At 70.4% G+C, this 15,534-nt stretch carries 13 protein-coding genes; 7 read left to right on the top strand and 6 right to left on the bottom strand.

The features are described 5' to 3' along the window. Positions 1 to 86: 86 nt before the first annotated feature. Complete coding sequence (locus G4D85_RS18940; protein WP_164013893.1) at positions 87 to 2,153, top strand: ATP-binding protein; 2,067 nt, start codon at positions 87 to 89, stop codon at positions 2,151 to 2,153. A 33-nt stretch (positions 2,154 to 2,186) separates the two neighbouring features. Here the strand turns inward: G4D85_RS18940 and G4D85_RS18935 are convergent, their stop codons facing one another. Next, positions 2,187 to 2,969: a phytanoyl-CoA dioxygenase family protein gene (locus G4D85_RS18935; protein ID WP_164013891.1), complete on the bottom strand. Its 783-nt coding sequence runs from the start codon at positions 2,967 to 2,969 to the stop codon at positions 2,187 to 2,189. Between the two features lie 145 nt (positions 2,970 to 3,114). Here G4D85_RS18935 and G4D85_RS18930 point away from each other — a divergent pair, with 145 nt between their 5' ends. The 6 genes from G4D85_RS18930 to G4D85_RS18905 all read left to right on the top strand — a co-directional run bounded on the left by G4D85_RS18930 (position 3,115) and on the right by G4D85_RS18905 (position 10,275). Further along, positions 3,115 to 4,089, top strand: a complete 975-nt coding sequence (locus G4D85_RS18930; RefSeq protein ID WP_164013889.1) for an alpha/beta fold hydrolase — start codon at positions 3,115 to 3,117, stop codon at positions 4,087 to 4,089. Positions 4,090 to 4,185: 96 nt separating this feature from the next. Continuing rightward, complete coding sequence (locus G4D85_RS18925; RefSeq protein ID WP_164013887.1) at positions 4,186 to 4,863, top strand: response regulator transcription factor; 678 nt, start codon at positions 4,186 to 4,188, stop codon at positions 4,861 to 4,863. Continuing rightward, complete coding sequence (locus G4D85_RS18920; RefSeq protein WP_164013885.1) at positions 4,860 to 6,257, top strand: sensor histidine kinase; 1,398 nt, start codon at positions 4,860 to 4,862, stop codon at positions 6,255 to 6,257. The genes G4D85_RS18925 and G4D85_RS18920 overlap by 4 nt, the downstream gene beginning before the upstream one ends. 230 nt (positions 6,258 to 6,487) lie before the next feature. Beyond that, on the top strand, positions 6,488 to 8,944 hold the full coding sequence (locus tag G4D85_RS18915) for a sensor histidine kinase (protein ID WP_164013883.1): 2,457 nt from the start codon (positions 6,488 to 6,490) through the stop codon (positions 8,942 to 8,944). A gap of 168 nt (positions 8,945 to 9,112) precedes the next feature. Next, complete coding sequence (locus G4D85_RS18910; RefSeq protein ID WP_164013881.1) at positions 9,113 to 9,529, top strand: hypothetical protein; 417 nt, start codon at positions 9,113 to 9,115, stop codon at positions 9,527 to 9,529. An 89-nt stretch (positions 9,530 to 9,618) separates the two neighbouring features. Continuing rightward, complete coding sequence (locus G4D85_RS18905) at positions 9,619 to 10,275, top strand: hypothetical protein (RefSeq protein ID WP_164013879.1); 657 nt, start codon at positions 9,619 to 9,621, stop codon at positions 10,273 to 10,275. 531 nt (positions 10,276 to 10,806) lie between these two features. On the opposite strand, the gene G4D85_RS18900 is transcribed toward G4D85_RS18905, so the two are convergent. From G4D85_RS18900 to G4D85_RS48865, 5 genes are all read right to left on the bottom strand, one after another. Next, positions 10,807 to 11,565, bottom strand: a complete 759-nt coding sequence (locus tag G4D85_RS18900; protein WP_164013877.1) for a DUF5953 family protein — start codon at positions 11,563 to 11,565, stop codon at positions 10,807 to 10,809. Then, on the bottom strand, positions 11,562 to 12,479 hold the full coding sequence (locus tag G4D85_RS18895) for a DUF6310 domain-containing protein (RefSeq protein WP_164013875.1): 918 nt from the start codon (positions 12,477 to 12,479) through the stop codon (positions 11,562 to 11,564). Before G4D85_RS18895 ends, G4D85_RS18900 begins: the two co-directional genes overlap by 4 nt. Before the next feature lie 337 nt (positions 12,480 to 12,816). Next, on the bottom strand, positions 12,817 to 13,314 hold the full coding sequence (locus tag G4D85_RS18890; RefSeq protein WP_164013873.1) for an HXXEE domain-containing protein: 498 nt from the start codon (positions 13,312 to 13,314) through the stop codon (positions 12,817 to 12,819). A 401-nt stretch (positions 13,315 to 13,715) separates the two neighbouring features. Further along, complete coding sequence (locus G4D85_RS18885) at positions 13,716 to 14,840, bottom strand: alpha/beta hydrolase (RefSeq protein ID WP_164013871.1); 1,125 nt, start codon at positions 14,838 to 14,840, stop codon at positions 13,716 to 13,718. A 142-nt stretch (positions 14,841 to 14,982) separates the two neighbouring features. Continuing rightward, on the bottom strand, positions 14,983 to 15,534 hold the full coding sequence (locus G4D85_RS48865; protein ID WP_205525605.1) for a hypothetical protein: 552 nt from the start codon (positions 15,532 to 15,534) through the stop codon (positions 14,983 to 14,985).

The raw sequence follows: 15,534 nt of genomic DNA, 5'->3' as shown, positions 1-15,534 counted from the left end.
GGAGCGGGGCACGGACGGTGGATTCAGCTACTGCGGGATTGTAAGATTTCAGACGTACGGCTCCCCCTCGGGGCAGGAAGGATGGGATGAAGTTCCTCTGCGTCAGCGCGGCTCCGCGGCACCCCGTGGCAGAGGAGCTGCGCCGTCAGGGGCAGGACGTGACGTTGGCCCAGACGGTGCTGGAGGCCGGCGCGGTGCTGATGCACGGGCCGGTGGACGTGCTGGTGGTGGAGTCGGAGGAGCTGGCGGCGGACGCGCGGTGGCTGGACTCGCTGCGGATGCGGGCGCGGCCGGACGAGCCCTTCGTGCTGGGGCTGGCGGCCACGGACGCGGCGCTGGAGCCACTGCTGGCGGCGGGCGTGGACGAGTACCTGGTGGCGCCCTTCACGCCGGTCGAGCTGCACGCGCGGCGGCTGCTGCTGGAGCGACGCGGCGCGGCGCGGCGGCAGCGGCGGACGTCCGAGGAGGCGGCGCGGGGGGAGATGGAGCGGCTGGCGGCCATCATCCAGACGCAGGCGGACGTGGCGCTGGCGGGGCTGGACCTGGACGAAATCATGGGGCTGCTGTGCGAGCGTGCGCGGGTGCTGTGCGGCGCGGACGGCGCGGCGGTGGCGCTGATCGACGGCGAGGAGGTGGAGTACCGGGTGGCCACCGGCAGCGTGGCGCAGCACACCGGCTTCCGTCTCAAGGTGGAGGGCAGCCTCACCGGCTCCAGCCTGCTGCGCGGCGAGGTGATGCGCACCGACGACACCGAGACGGACGTGCGCGTCAACGTGAAGGCCACGCGGCAGGTGGGCTCGCGGTCGATGATCTGCGTCCCGCTGTGGCGCGAGGCGCGGCCGGTGGGGGCGCTCAACGTCATCTCCGGCCGTCCGCATGCGTTCGACGACCGGGACGTGCGCACGCTGGAGCTGATGGCGGGCCTGCTCGGGGCGGCGATGGGCAACGCCGCGGAGGCGCAGGCGCGCCAGGAGCTGATGGCCCAGCGCACCGCCGCGCTCGCCGCGCTGCAGGAGTCGCAGGAGCTGTTCGCTTCCTTCATGAACAACAGCCCGGTGGTGGCCTTCATCAAGGACGAGGAGGGCCGGCGCGTCTGGGTGAACGAGTCCTACCGCCGCTTCTTCCGGCTGCCCGAGGGCATGGACCTGGCGCTCATCGACGACACGCAGCTGATGCCGCTCACGTCCGCCCAGCACGTGCGCCGCGAGGACCAGGCGGTGTTCGCCTCCGGCAAGCCCCACGTCAGCGAGGGGATGATTCCGGCGCCGGACGGCAGCGAGCGCTACTGGCTCACCTACCGCTTCATCGTGAAGGAGCGCTCGGGGCGGCGGCTGCTGGGCGGCGTGTCGCTGGACATCACCGACCGCAAGGCCATGCAGGCGCAGCTGGTGGTGTCGGACCGGCTGGCGGCGGTGGGCACGCTGGCGGCTGGCGTGGCGCATGAAATCAACAACCCGCTGGCCTTCGTGCTGTCCAACCTGTCCTTCCTCTCCGGGGAGCTTCAGGGCGTGTCGCGCGAGCTGCCGCCGGGGCGCACCGCGGAGATGGAGGAGGTGCTGCGCGAGGCGTCCGACGGGGCGCACCGTGTGCGGCAGATCGTCCGTGACTTGCGCACCTTCTCGCGCGGAGACGACGAGGCGGCCACCTCCGTCAACGTGCAGTCGGTGCTGGAGTCGGCCATCACCATGGCGCGCGGCGAGCTGAAGATGCGGGCCCAAATCGTCCGCGAGTACCGCGACGTGCCGCTGGTGGAGGGCAACGAGGGCCGCTTCGGGCAGGTGTTCCTCAACCTGCTCATCAACGCCGCGCAGGCCATTCCGCAGGGCAAGCCGGATCAGCACGAGGTGCGCCTCGTGCTGCGCCACGCGGGGGACCGGGTCATCGTCGAGGTGACGGACACCGGCGTCGGCATGCCCCCCGAGGTGCGCGCGCGCATCTTCGACCCGTTCTTCACCACCAAGCCGGTGGGCGAGGGGACGGGGCTGGGGCTCTCCATCTGCCACGGCATCGTCACCGGCTTCGGCGGCGAAATCTCCGTGGAGAGCGAGGAGGGCCGGGGCAGCACCTTCCGAGTCGTCCTCCCGGTGGCACAGGCGCAGCGCGCGCGGGAGACGCCGCTGGCGCAGCCCCCGCACCTGCACCTGCTGTCCTGAGCCTCCCGAGCCTCCCGAGCCTGGGCGTCGCGTCTACCGCCGGAACACGGGGTGGAAGACGCGGGGCGCCTTCTTCTTCCTCAGGCAGCGGATGTCCGCGCCCATGTAGCAGGCGGAGAAGGCGCGGCGGCGCAGCCCGGGACGGCCGCGTCCGGAGCGGTGCCACAGGTGGTTGTGGATGAGGATGGACTCACCGGCGCGGACGGGCAGGGGCAGCACGTGGCGCTCGGCGTCGGCGGCGGCCACGGCGTCCGCGGGGATGACGCCGCCCAGCGCCGTCACCAGCCCGCCGCGGTGGCTGCCGGGCACCACCTCCAGGCAGCCGCCGTCCTCGGGGGCGTCGTCCAGCGCGGTCCAGAGCTGCAGGTCGGGCTCGCGGGTGAGGCCCCACAGCCGGCCGCCGTCCTGGTGCCAGGGCAGGTTGCTGCCCCCGGCCTGGCCCTTGTGGAAGAGGATGGCGCGGTAGAGGACGACGTCCCCGGAGATGCGGGCGCGGGCGATGCGCTCGAAGAGGGGGTTCTCCAGCCACGCGAGGAAGCGCGGGTCCTTCTCCAGCTTCTCCAGCTTGCGGTAGTCCAGCGAAGGGCCCTGCCAGCCCAGCCCCAGGGGCGCATCCTCGTAGCGGCCCGTGGCGGCGTCCGGCTGGAAGAACAGGCCTTCATGGACCACGCGGCCGAGCATGAGGTCGTCCGCCCGCTCACGCAGGGCCTCCAGCCCCTCGTCGCCAAGCACCCGGCCCAGGCGCGCATAGCCGTGCTCGGCGTAGTGCGCGAGGGCGGGACCGATATCGAACTGTTCCGCATCGACGCAGAGCATGTGCCCCACTCTTAACCCGGCTGAGCCATGGGCGGGGAGCGTCACGGTGGGGGGCCGGGCGGGGGCGGGCGGCCTGGGGGGAAGCCTGGCTGGTGGCAGGGAGACCTTGCGCCCTCCACGGGGGCGACCCATGGTTGGAAGTGGCATGCCCTACCGCCGCTCCACGCGCTACGTCTCCGCCCCGGATGGCACCCGGGTGGCCTGGCATACCCACTTCGGAAACCTGATGGAGACCTCCGCGGACGCGGAGCTCGAGGGCCGGCCCGCGGTGCTGCTGACCAACGGCATCGGCACCTCGGAGAACTTCTGGCGGTACATCGTCGCCAACCTGGAGCAGGACCACCGGGTGGTGCACTGGGACTACCGGGGGCACGGCGGCAGTGAGAACTCGCGGAACGGGGACTACCGCGTGCCCGTGCACGTGGACGACCTGGAGCGCGTCACCGAGGCGGTGATGGCGCGGGGCAATGGGCGGCCGCCGCTGCACGTGGCCTTCTCCATGGGCGTGCGCGTCCTGCTGGACCTGTACCGGCGACGGCCGGACCTGGTGCCCGCGATGACGCTCATCGCCGGCACGCCGGGGGCGCCGGGCTCGGGGAGCAACCGGCTGCGCGCGCGGGTGGCGCTGTCCGCCACGCGGGGGTTGTTCCGGGCCACCACGCCCGCCCTGCCGCTGGCCGCGCCGGTGGTGCACGCGGTGATGGCCAGTCGCTTCGCCTACCCGCTGGGCCGGGCGGTGGGGGCGCTGCGGCCCCGTGCGCCGAGGGCGGACATCGACGAGTTCATGCAGGCCCTGCGGCGGATGAGCCCGGAGGCGTACTGGTACACGCTGCGTGGGCTGGCGGAGGGGCACGCCTGGGACGTGGTGTCGCGCGTGCGGGTGCCCACGCTCATCATCGCCGCGCGAGACGACACCCTGGTGCCGCTGAGCGAGATGGAGCGCATGCGCGACTCCATGCCGCACGCCCACTGGATGCGGGTGGATGACGCCGGCCATGCGGGGCTGCTGGAGGCGGGCACGGAGATCGCCGACGCCGTGCGTGGCTTCCTCGTGCAGCACGGCATGGAGGCGCCGGGGCCGGGCTCGATGTCCGTGCCCGTGGAGCCGCTCCCGGGCTGAGGCCGGGCGCGCGATGACTCTGGCTCCGCCCGGCACAACCGTGAAAAAGTATTCACGGATGTGAGGCTGGCAGCGGCCTCCGAAGGGGGGCCGTGCGTGAAGATCCTGCTCGTCGAGGACGAGGAAAAGATGGTGGCGCTCCTCCAGCGCGGGTTGACGGAGGAGGGCCACTCCGTGGATGTGTGCTCGGAGGGCCGCGCGGCGCTGGAGCGCGGCGCGCAGGATGGCTACGAGGTCATCATCCTCGACTGGGCGCTACCGGGCGTGGACGGCCTCACGCTGCTGAAGCACTGGCGGAGCGCCGGGGTGCGCACGCCGGTGTTGATGCTCACCGCGCGAGGCACGACGCCGGAGAAGGTGGCGGGGCTGCGCTCGGGTGCGGACGACTACCTGGTGAAGCCCTTCGACTTCGACGAGCTGCTGGCGCGCTTGGAGGCGCTCTGCCGCCGGGGCGAGGCGGAGGACGGGCCGCTGCGGCTCGGGGGCCTGGTCCTGGATCCCCGCCGCCGGGTGCTGCGCCGGGGTGAGCGCGAGGAGCCGCTGACGGCGCGCGAGTTCGCGCTTTTCTCCGCGCTGGCGAAGCACCCGGGAGAGCCGCAGGTGCGGGCGCGGCTGCTGACGCAGGCGTGGGGACCGGACTTCGACGGCAGCGGCAACGTGCTGGAGGTCTACGTGGGCTACCTGCGCACGAAGCTGGAGCGGCTGGAGGCGACGGACGTCACCATCCGCTCCGTGCGGGGCGTGGGCTACAAGCTGGTGGTGGCGGCTCCGTGACGCTGACCCGGAGGCTCTGGCTGTTGGGGGCGCTGGTGCCGACGCTGACCACGCTCGCCGCGCTGGTCATCGCGGGGCGGCTGTTCCGCTATGACCTGGAGCGCTCATTGGACAGGGCGCTGCTGGCACAGGCCGCGGTGGAGAGCGTCAGCCTCTTCGACGGGCCCGGCCAGAAGGTGCACCTGCACATGGCGGTGTCCCCGCTGGAGGAGCAGGTGCGCCCCTTCGCGCCTCGGGGTTACCTCTACGGTCCGGACGGGGAGCTGGTGATGCGCTACCCGCCGCTCCCGGAGGGGGCGCGCCCGCAGGCGCGCGTCGTGCCCGGCGAGCCCGGCGCGGAGCCGGTGCTCTCCACCCGGACGGACCGGAGCGGCGGCCGGTGGCGCGAGGTGCTGGTGAACGTGCGCTCGCCGCATGGAGAGCGGTACGCGCTGCGGCTGTCAGCGTCGCTGGGGCAGGTGGACGGCTCGGTGGGCACGTACTACCGCATGGCCTTCTCGCTGGCGGCGGTGACGGGGCTGCTGTTGCTGGTGGTGCAGACGCTGCAGGCGCGGCGGCTGGCCCGGAGGCTGGATGCGATGACCGGGCACCTGGGCCAGCTGCGCGAGGGGAACTTCTCGCACGCGCCGGCCGAGGACCAGGGAAGCGACGAGATTGGCGAGCTGCGGGCGGTGCTGGCGGAGGCGACGCAGCGGCTGCGGGGGGCGAGAGAGGCCCAGGAGCGGCTCATCGCGGACGCGGCGCACGAGCTGCGCACGCCGCTGTCGCTGATGCGGACGACCATGGACCTGGCGCTGCGGCGCGAGCGGGAGCCGGAGGAGCTGCGGGCCAGCCTGCGGGATGCGCGGCGCGAGGTGGATCGGCTGGCGGTGCTGGCGGAGAACCTGCTGGACCTGGCGGCGGTGGGGCGGGGCGCGTGGGACCGCAAGAAGGGGGACCTGTCGGAGGTGCTGACGCAGGCGGTGGAGGGGGCACGCGCGGAGGCGGAGCGGCGGGGCCTGCTCATCCGCCTGGACGCGCCGGGGCCCGCGGAGGCGCGCTTCGATGCGGGAGGCCTGCGGCAGGCGGTGGACAACCTGCTGTCCAACGCCCTGAAGTTCTCCCCGGACGGTGGGGAGCTTCGCGTGCGGCTGTCCCGGGAGGCGGATCGCTACCGGGTGAGCGTGGCGGACGACGGGCCGGGCATTCCCCCCGCCGAGCGCGAAGCGGTGTTCGCGCCCTTCCACCGACTGGTGGACACCGCCTCCGGCAAGCCCGGCTCGGGGCTGGGCCTGGCCATCGTCCGCGAGGTGGCGGCGAGGCATGGCGGCCGTGCGTACGTGGCGGACGTCCCGGCGGGGCAGGGGGCGGAGGTGGTCATCGAGCTGCCCGTCGCTCCTGGCACGGAGGGGTAGGGTCCGTGAGCACGTAGGGCCGTTCGCCTCCCGTCCGAGCGGCCGGTGAGTCCCTCGCATCATCATGAGGCGCCGGGCGGCGCCGCGTTCGCGGGCGGTCGCGGAGGTGCCTACTTTTGCTCGGGCACTCCTCGCGAGAAGCGGCCTCGTGCGGAGGGGAAGGCGGTGGCGCGATGGCCCGCGAAAACTTCGCCCGGATGGCGGCTGCGCAACTTTCGGGAGCCGTCCTCGTGGGTCTGGCCTACGCCGTGCTCGCGGCGCTCAGCGACAGGTATTTCTATTCCGACCCCGCCCGGTTCCTGGCGTTCTGGCTGCCCGCCGGCTTCACCCTCGCGCTCCTGCTGCGCACGCCGACGCGGAGCTGGCCCGTCTGGCTCGTGACCATCTTCATCTCGGAGACGCTGATCGAACTCCTCCTCCACGGGCGCCCCGTGCAGCTCGCCGTGGCCTGGGCTGTCTCCAACTGCCTTGAGCCCCTCCTGGGCGCCTCGCTGCTGCGTGCCGTCCTCCGGCGCCCCATGACGCTCAGCCACCCTCGGGAGGTGCTCGCGCTGGTGGGGCTCGGGGCCCTGCTCCCCGCCATGGTGAGCGGGCTCCTGGCCGGAGCCGCGGCTGCCCGGTGGCTGGCCCCGGACGTTCCCTTCCTGACGTGGTGGACGAGCTGGTGGCTGGGAGACGCGCTCGGCGTGGTGCTGATGGGGCCGTTCTTCCTCACCGCCTTCCCCATTCCCCGCCTCCGCTTCTGGCGTCGCGTGGAGTCAGTGGTGCTGATGCTGCTGCTCGCGGTGCTCAGCCAATGGGTCTTCAGCATCCCCTCCGTGCCCGGCACCCGCGGGCCGCTACCCACCGTCTTCATCGTGCTGTATGCCGCCTTTGGCTTCTTCGTGTGGGCGGCGCTGCGCTTCGGAGTGCCCGGGGTGTCCACCGCCACGGGGGTGCTGGCCCTCATCGCGGGCTGGAACGCGGGCCGGGGGCTGGGCCCCTTCCAGCACAACGCGGCCACGCCCCATGAGGCGCTCGTGGCCACCCAGGCCCTCCTCGCCGTCCTCGGCATCCTGACCCTCATGCTGGCCTCGGCGCTGCGGGAGCGGCGCCGGGTGGAGCGGGGACAGCGGCTGCTCGCGGACGCGAGCGTGATTCTCGCCGAGTCGCTGGATGACAAGGCGCTCGTGCGGGTCGCGAAGAGGATGGTCCCCGAGCTGGCGGATGCCTGTGTGCTGTCGCTCCGGCACGGCGGCCCGCGGGACCTGATCCCCGTGGGCGTGGCGGGCGAGCCGGCTGCCCTGGACTGGCTCCTGCCCATGCGTCCTCCCGCGCCACGTCAGACGATGACCGCCGCCGCTGCTGCCACGGCGTCTCCACGGGATGGTGCGCAGCTCACGCTCCCACTCGACAGCCAGGGCCGGGTCCTGGGGCAGCTCACGCTCTTCCGTACCCGGGCGGGGCGCACCTTCGAGCGGGAAGACCACGCCCTCGCCGAGGAGCTCGCCCACCGCTGCTCGCTGATGATCGAACGTGCCCAGCTCCATGACCAGCTCAAGGACGCGGTGCGGAGCGCGCGGGAATCCCTGGCCCAGCTCGACACCGTGCTCCAGACGGCCCTCATCGGCTTCGCCTTCTTCGACTCCGACTTGAAGTGCCAGCGGGCCAACGACGCCTTCCTCCGCCTGCTCGGGTTGGGGGAGGCCCGGCCGGCGGAGCGACTGGCCGAGGACCTCTGCTCGGACCTGGCGCCCCTCCTGCGCCGGACGCTCCAACTGGGAGAGCCGGTGAAGGAGCGGGAGCTGGAGAGACGCTCGTTCGGGGAGGAGCGGCACTTGCTGGCCAGCGCCTTCCCGGTGCGGTCCGCCGCGGGACGGGCGCCGTTCGGTGCCGGCGTGCTCCTCCATGACGTCACCGACCGCAAGCGGGTGGAGCGGGTCCATACGCGGCTCCTGCGCGAGGCGCGGACGGCCATCCGCGCGCGCGACGAGTTCCTCACCCTGGCCGCGCACGAGCTGAAGACGCCACTCACCCCGCTGGCGATTCGCCTGGAGTCGCTCGCGGGCCGGCTGCGCTCGGACCACCCGGACGAGGCGCGGACGTTGGAGGGCCTCCGCGGCCATGTGCGGCGCCTCCAGCGCCTCATCGAGCACCTGCTCGAAGCCGCCCAGGTGGACACGGGGCGGCTGTCCATCCGGCTCGCGCCCGTTCCCCTCCACGCGCTGGTGCACGCTATTGCGTCAAGCTTCCCGCGCAATGGCACCTCGCACGTGCTGAAGCTGGAGACGGGAGGCAGCGAGGCCTGGGTGCTGGGGGACAGGTTCCGCCTGGAGGAGGTGCTGCTCACGTTGCTGGAGAACGCCGTCAAGTACAGCCCGGAGGGAGGCACCCTCCGGGTGAATCTCGACGTGGCGGGAGACGAGGTCCAGGTGTCCGTGTCCGACCCGGGCGTGGGCATTCCTCCCGAGCAGCGGGGCCATGTGTTCGACCGCTACTTCCGGGCAAGCAACGCGCCCGTGCACGCCTATGGCGGCCTCGGGCTGGGGCTGTATCTCTGCCGCAACATCCTGGAGTCCCACGGCGGACGCATCTGGTTGGAGAGTGAGGTGGGGCAGGGCTCCACCTTCACCTTCGCGCTTCCGCTGCTGCGGGCCACCAAGGCGCCTCCGGAGCACGAGCCGGCCGAGGCCCACTGGGCGAGCTGACCCGTGGGCGAGGTCCGGCGCCGCTCCAAAAACGAAGCAATAAAGGAATAACGAATAATCCAGGCATGCCCCGTTTGGAATTTCGGCGCTTGATGGAGAGGGCGCCTCAACCCCCAAATGGAGTACTGACAAATGAGCTCGACTGTCATTCGTTCCCTGAAGGCTGGCATGGTGGCTTCCCTTGGCCTGTTTGCCGCCAGCGCCGGCGCCGCCGTCAATGGTGCTGGCTTCGACTTCAGGGCGATGAACCCCGCCGACGCCGGGTGCCTTGTGCGCTCCAGCTTCGGCGGCGTCGTCAACAACTGTTCGACGTCGAAGGAAGTCACCGCCTCGCTGTCCGTCACCACGACGGGGGTGCACCCGACGTCGATCAGCATGTTCGGGAGCAACAGCTGGTGCCAGTCGGTGAGCACCAACGGCGTGGGCAACGGCGCCAACGTCGGCGCCTTCACCTGGACGGTCGCCGGTCCCCAGACGTGGCAGACGCTGAACACCGGTGACCGCACCGTCTGGAGCTGGAGCCCGGTGGTCTTCCGCTGCTCGCTCGAGGCTGGCGGCATCATCGGTTCCTACACGGTGGGGTAGTCCCTTCCGAAGCCTCGCTGAAGCGGGAGCCCGCCTTGCCTCAGGGGCGGGCTCCCCGCTGTATCCCTCTCAACCCCTGGTTTCGCTAGATGCGCTCCAAGACCTGGCTGCCGTCCCTCATCGTGGCGTGCATGGCCCTCATCGTGTCGCTGTACCAGTCGAGGCGTCACGAGGCTTCGCGCGCCGAGCTCGAAAACCTGAGAGAGGAGGTGCGGCGCCTCGACGAGCTGGTGCGCAATCAGCCCAAGGTGCCGCCGCGCGAGGACGGCCGGGCGGTGGCGGAGGCCGTCGCCTATCTGGAGCAGCAGGCCGCGTTGCGGGAGGCCCGCATGCAGGCACTGGCCGGGGCAGGGGCCTCGAGCGACGCGGGTGCCCGCCAACAGGACACGCAGGCTCCGCCGCCACAGCCGACCTACGCGCAGGCGCAGGCCAATGTGCTGTCAGCGTATGAGCTGGAGCTGCCGGACGACGCCTGGAGCGGCAACGCCGAGCGCAGGCTGGGCGAGCTGGTCCGCGGCAGGCTGCCGGGTGGCTCGCGGCTGAACGTGCTCGAGTGCCGGGCGACGATGTGCCAGGTCGAGGTGTCCCATGCGGATCAGAAGGCGCATGGCCCATTCCTCATGGATGGGTTCATGGGCTGGCCCGGCTCCCTCTTCGTCGCGAGCGAGCGGCAGGAGCACGGCGAGCTTGTCGTCACCATCATCGCGTCCCGGGAAGGCACCGATCCGCCCACGGGCATGCGGTAGCCGCCACACGAAGAGAGTCCTCGTTCTTGATTTGAAAATCATTATCCACCGAGAACGGGCTCGGTGCCCTACGGCGGACGAGCTGATGCCGCCACGCAATGCGCGGTTGGGCATATGCGACGGTATCCGGCGCGGTGGCGGAAGGCGGTGTAGGGCTGACGTTACTTGCCTCCATGGAGGGCGTCGCGGGAACGTTCCGGCCATAGCGGCGACTCGGCGGCCGAGGTCTGGTTGCGCATGGACGGCCAGCCGGAGGTTCTCTCCTGGTAGCGGTTGTTGATGGTCACCAGAAAGCGCGGGAATCTGGTCATGGTCGAGAGAGGGCCTTGACTTCAGGCCAGTGCTCTCCGAGCGCTGGCCGGTGGCCACGAGCCCTGGAAATCCGGTCGACCTGTGACCAGAAATCTGCGCTTTCACGAGACCGCCAACAGCGCGCGTCGGACAGCTCCAGCTCGGCCCGGGTGCAGAGCGCGTCCGACAGTGCCAGCTCGGGCCGGGTGGAGTGTGCCAGGAGACGCGCGGCAGCCTCCTTCAGCGTGGAGAGTCGCGCCCGCCGATCACCGGGAAGCGCTCGTAGGCCCGATTGAGCGCGTCCAGGTGGGCGGGGTTGTCATAATCGAGCGGCGCATCAGTGAGCTTCACAACCCATCCGCCCGACGGCGTGCGCCGCGCCCGCGTGAGCAGTTCGGCGTCGCGGGCCGGGTCCGGGAACCCGATGGCCTGCGCGGCAGCAGCAGACCAATAGTTCAGCCACCCGAGGAAACAGGGAATCTCAGGCGCGGGGAGGTTTTCTGGAAGATTGAGCATGGGAAGCCCACGGGGTGAGCGCTCCGGTCCATGAGCGGAGCGGCGAAACTGATCCCCGACTTCCGAGCCGTAACCATACCGGGACGCATGCCCCCAGAACGAGCGCGCCCCTTCCGCCACGGCCTCAAGCATGGCCGCCGCTGCCGCGATCACAGGCTCGTCTAGTGGCAACTTCGCATGAACGTCGAGTTGCGGCTGACCGCCCGGGCTGAGGAGTGCTGGGCTCTGTCTCCCCGAAACCGTCACGGGGTAACTCTCGTCCCCGTTGCACAGAAGAGGGATTCTCCCGTCCTTAATCCTTTCTATGAGCCACGCGTCGCGCTGCGGCAAGGCGATGGGGCGCCCGCTTTCGGAGATCCTCCACGCCAGGCGCAAACCGGGAAGGGCATTTTCCATCCCATGGATGACATCGAGCGCGCGGTCGTCTTTGCCCACGAGCGCAGGCGCGTAGACGATGAGGGTGAGGGCTCTAGGCTTGGTCATCGTGTGCACCCCGTAATGACGACATTGAGCCCGGGAAGCACTTCGCGCAGCGCATCTTTGTGCCCTTGCGTGCTCACCCCAACGACGAAGTCGTATCCACAGGCCCGCGCAGCGGCGAGTTCCTTGGTCAATTGCTCCACCTCCTTCTCAATCTCCCGCTCCTGGATAAAGTCAGGGTAGGTGTCAAATCGGTGGGTCTTGATCTCCCACAGCACACGTACGCCGACTTGCAGCGCATCGAAGCGCTCACCTCCCACGAATACGTCCATGCCGGGATAACGGTTGGGCGGAAACTTATCGGCGCACTCGTTATGCGGGACATCTTCGCCCGCGTGCCGCACCGGGATGGGCTCGCACGACGGACGGCGCGGCGTGGTTTCTGGCGGTGGGGGGAAGATGTCTCCGGTGCTCGACCCCTTTGGCTTTGGCGTTCGGTCCGCTAACGGTTCCTTAGCGGGCTGCGTTTGAGCCTTGGGCTTCGCGCGCTCGCGGGATGCGTTCCGTTGATAAGCATCAATCCCCTCCTGGATGGCGGCTGCTACCACCACCGCGCCAAGAACAATCACTGCACCGACGACGATCTCGGGTGCCGCGAAAACACAGAGGGCCACGACTGCGGGAGCGGCTGCATCCGCGTAGGCGACAGCGCATCTTTTGGTGACATCCCTCAACCTGACCCTGTCGCGATCGAGAGCATGAAAGCACCGCTCCGCAAGGATCGGCCACTCGTTGGAGGCTTCCCGCACCGCGCATTTCCCATCATCCGTCCACGGGTACTGCGCCGCCCGCTGAAGGTTGGCGAATCTCGGACTCTGGGGACTCGGGTCCTCCAACTCTCCCGGGCTCGGATCCATCGTGGCGCAGGCCGAGAGCAGGAGCAGGAGCAGGGGGGCGCTGCAAGTTCGCGCACGCATGGCCACGTCCTTTCAATCAAGCAAGGTGCTGCGGGTCACGGCTCCGGTTCTCCGCTGGAGCATATCAGCACGTCCCAACAGCGAGAGCCGATGGAGGAGCGCGCGTCCGACAGCGCCCGCTCGGGCAGGTGGTGCGCGCGCGTCGGACAGCTCCAGCTCGGCCCCGATGGGCGCGCGCGTCGGACAGTTCCAGCTCGGGCCGGTGGCGTACGCCCGCAGCTTGGCAGTGCGGAAACCGGGCAAGGGAGCGCGCCCGGGGAGCACGGCGCTAGCAGCAGCCCGCCGCTTTAAGCCGCGCCCCTTCGGACTGGAGCGGCTCGTGGGCGTCGCGGGGCGCTCAGGCCGCGAACAGAAAGCGCCCCAGCCAGAAGAGCAGGGGGATTGCGCCCACAATCACAAGGGCAACGACAGCACAGGCCCTGGCGAAGCGGCCCGGAGTCAAGGCTCGCTCCTGGAAGGCGCGGCGCAGGAGGTACGCGTTCACGGGGAGGATGAGGAGCAGGGCGGTGGCCAGGCCCGGCGCGTATCGGCCCAGCGCCACGGTGGCGAGCAGGTGCGGGAAGAGAACGTTGAGGAGCATCACGCCCCACAGGCCGGTGAGCGCGAGGAACCAGCGCCCCCCGCGTCGCAGCGCCATTGCCGTGAGAAGGAAGCCGCCCACGGTGAGCACGGCCAACGCGAAGCGGAGCTCGACCGCGCCAACCGGCGGGTGAAAGCGGCCCGCGTACCGGGACCAGCCCGGAAGCCAGATGGCCTCCTCCAGGTTGTGGAGGGCGAAGGCGATGGGAAAGAGCCAGAGGACAGGGGAGCGCCGCCGCGGGCCGCTGGAGGTCATGAGCGCGCCCGCCGCTTACGGTGTGGGGGAAGCGGCATTGCAGACCATGTACTTCACCGGCATGAAGCAGCCTTGCAACGGACAGTCCGGAGACGCTGCCTGCTCCTTGTCCCTGGCGATGATGGGCTGAAGCGTCTCTCCCCGAGAGAGACAACGAACCTCCGGTGCGACCCCGCCGCAGCAACCACAGCCGCAGGCAAGATAGGAATCCCCAGGCGCTGGAGCGACCGCTTCCTCTGGAGGCGGGTCTTCCGCTGGAAGCTGCCTGGTGTCCTGTTCAGCGAGTGGCGTCTCCGAAGCACATCCCACCGTCAGGGCCCACAGCATGGTGACAAGGATTCGCATTCCCAGAGGATAAGCTCCAGGAAACATCACCGCATACTGGCTCCCGCACTCGAGCGCTACGCGCCGGGGGTCCAGCGCATCGCCAGGCTCCGCAGCATGCGCAGGTGCCGGTCCTGGAAGTCATCCGCGTGCCCGCCCTCGAACACCTGGTGCCGGAAGGGAATCCCGAAGGACTCGAGGGCACGGTCGAACGCCTCCGCGCCGAGGAAGGTCTCCTGGCTTCCCCGGTCCATGTAGAGCAGGTCCAGCGTGCGCAGCGCGGCATGGTGCCGGGGCAGCAGCGTGAGCGGATCCTCCTCCAGCCACCGCCTCCACACCGGGTCGTCGTCGCGTCCGCTCTGGAACGGCAGCTCGAGGAAGAGTGGGGGGTGGGACCGCGCGGGTGAGAACACGGCGGCCTTGGCGTAGATGGACGCCACCGTCCAGGCGTCCTCGAACGGGTACAGCGCCATGAGCTCCCGGGCGTCGCGTGCCACGGGCTTGTTCGCCAGCGCGTCACGGTACAGCGTCCTGCGCTGCTCGAGCGACAGCGGGCTCGCGCTCAAGGTGCCGACGCTCGAGAACAGGCCCGGGTATTTCATGGCCAGCTTGATGGCGCCGTGCCCGCCCATCGAGAAGCCGGCAATCGCGCGCCACTGCGCCTCGGCACGCGTCCGGTACCGTGCGTCCACGGCCCCCACGACTTCACGGACCACGTACTGCTCGAAGTCCCCGGTCGTGGGCGAGCGCGTGTAGTAGCTCCCACCCAGCGAGGTCGTCCCATCCACCGCGACGAGGATGTGCTCGGGAAGCTCGCCCGACTCCATCTGGTGGAACGCGGTGCGCTGCACGCCCACGTAACCCAGGTGCCCGTGCTCCCGCGGCCCCAGGCCATGGAGCAGGTACACCACCGGAAATCTGCGCTCGGGGGCGTGGAAGTACGAGGGCGGAAGCAGCACGCCCAGCTCCCGCGTCCGTGAGTCCCCCAACAGATTTCCATCGAGGGCGCGGCTGTCGAGCCGCACGTATTCCAGGTGCCGTGGCAGCTCTGCATCGCCCCGGACGAAGCCCAGGAGCGGCACGCCCCGCCCCGAGCCTTGCTCCCCATGTGCCGTTGCGTTCGAGGCACGGACCAGGGCGAAGGGCAGCATGGCGAGTGTCATCCCCAGGGCGGTGAGTGCAAGTGCGATGCGGCGCGACATCCGTGCCTCCTCTACTGGGGAGGCTTCATCTGCGAAGCGCATGCCGACGTCGTGCACACGCCACCGGCCGTTCGCGCCCACCACGACCCTGGTGGATTGCCATGCGCCGCCTTGCAAGATGCGGCTGCCTGAGCCGCGCGGGTCACGGCGCGCGCTGCCACTCCACCAGTGTCCAGGCGAAGTAGCCGATCGCGGCCAGCCCCCCGAGGCCCAGGAGGAGCACCAGGCCATGATGCAGGACAAGGGCCATCGCGTAGCGGAGTCGGCGCGCTCGCGTCCGTGGAGGCCCGAACTCATCCTCCAGCCTGCGGGCCTCCTCCTCGGTGACGAGGAACAACGGCGTGTCCGTCACCTCGTCGATGATGAAGGATTGCCACAGGGGAACATGGAAGCGCCCCTGGTCGTCCCGGTCGAGGTAGGTCTCGAGCACCTTCGCCTGCTCCAGGTCCTCCCCGCGTGTCCAGAGCGTGCCGCCCGGCGGGAGGTCATGGTCGTCTTCGCGGAGGCAGCTCACCTCGAAGGAGATGCGCGAGGAGAGCAGCTCTGGAGCGCCTCGGAACACGCGCGCCACCCGTCCCACCACCACCGCCTCGCCCGACTTGCCGGGCGGCAGTTCGACGCGCTCAATCTCGACTTGAACGTGCAGCGCCGCGTCCACCGCGGCGCGCGCGTATTCGTCAGGGGGCAGGGCCAT

This window comes from Pyxidicoccus trucidator (assembly GCF_010894435.1).
GTDB classification, from domain to species: domain Bacteria; phylum Myxococcota; class Myxococcia; order Myxococcales; family Myxococcaceae; genus Myxococcus; species Myxococcus trucidator.
Note: the sequence above shows the minus strand (reverse complement) of the source record. Positions and strands in the feature narration are given on the sequence as shown.

Coding starts and splice junctions, on each gene's coding strand:
- G4D85_RS18910 (WP_164013881.1), top strand. CDS start 9,113: ATGGTGGCTTCCCTTGGCCTGTTTGCCGCCAGCGCCGGCGCCGCCGTC.
- G4D85_RS18930 (WP_164013889.1), top strand. CDS start 3,115: ATGCCCTACCGCCGCTCCACGCGCTACGTCTCCGCCCCGGATGGCACC.
- G4D85_RS18940 (WP_164013893.1), top strand. CDS start 87: ATGAAGTTCCTCTGCGTCAGCGCGGCTCCGCGGCACCCCGTGGCAGAG.
- G4D85_RS48865 (WP_205525605.1), bottom strand. CDS start 15,534: ATGGCCCTGCCCCCTGACGAATACGCGCGCGCCGCGGTGGACGCGGCG.
- G4D85_RS18935 (WP_164013891.1), bottom strand. CDS start 2,969: ATGCTCTGCGTCGATGCGGAACAGTTCGATATCGGTCCCGCCCTCGCG.
- G4D85_RS18890 (WP_164013873.1), bottom strand. CDS start 13,314: ATGACCTCCAGCGGCCCGCGGCGGCGCTCCCCTGTCCTCTGGCTCTTT.
- G4D85_RS18905 (WP_164013879.1), top strand. CDS start 9,619: ATGCGCTCCAAGACCTGGCTGCCGTCCCTCATCGTGGCGTGCATGGCC.
- G4D85_RS18900 (WP_164013877.1), bottom strand. CDS start 11,565: ATGACCAAGCCTAGAGCCCTCACCCTCATCGTCTACGCGCCTGCGCTC.
- G4D85_RS18885 (WP_164013871.1), bottom strand. CDS start 14,840: ATGTCGCGCCGCATCGCACTTGCACTCACCGCCCTGGGGATGACACTC.
- G4D85_RS18895 (WP_164013875.1), bottom strand. CDS start 12,479: ATGCGTGCGCGAACTTGCAGCGCCCCCCTGCTCCTGCTCCTGCTCTCG.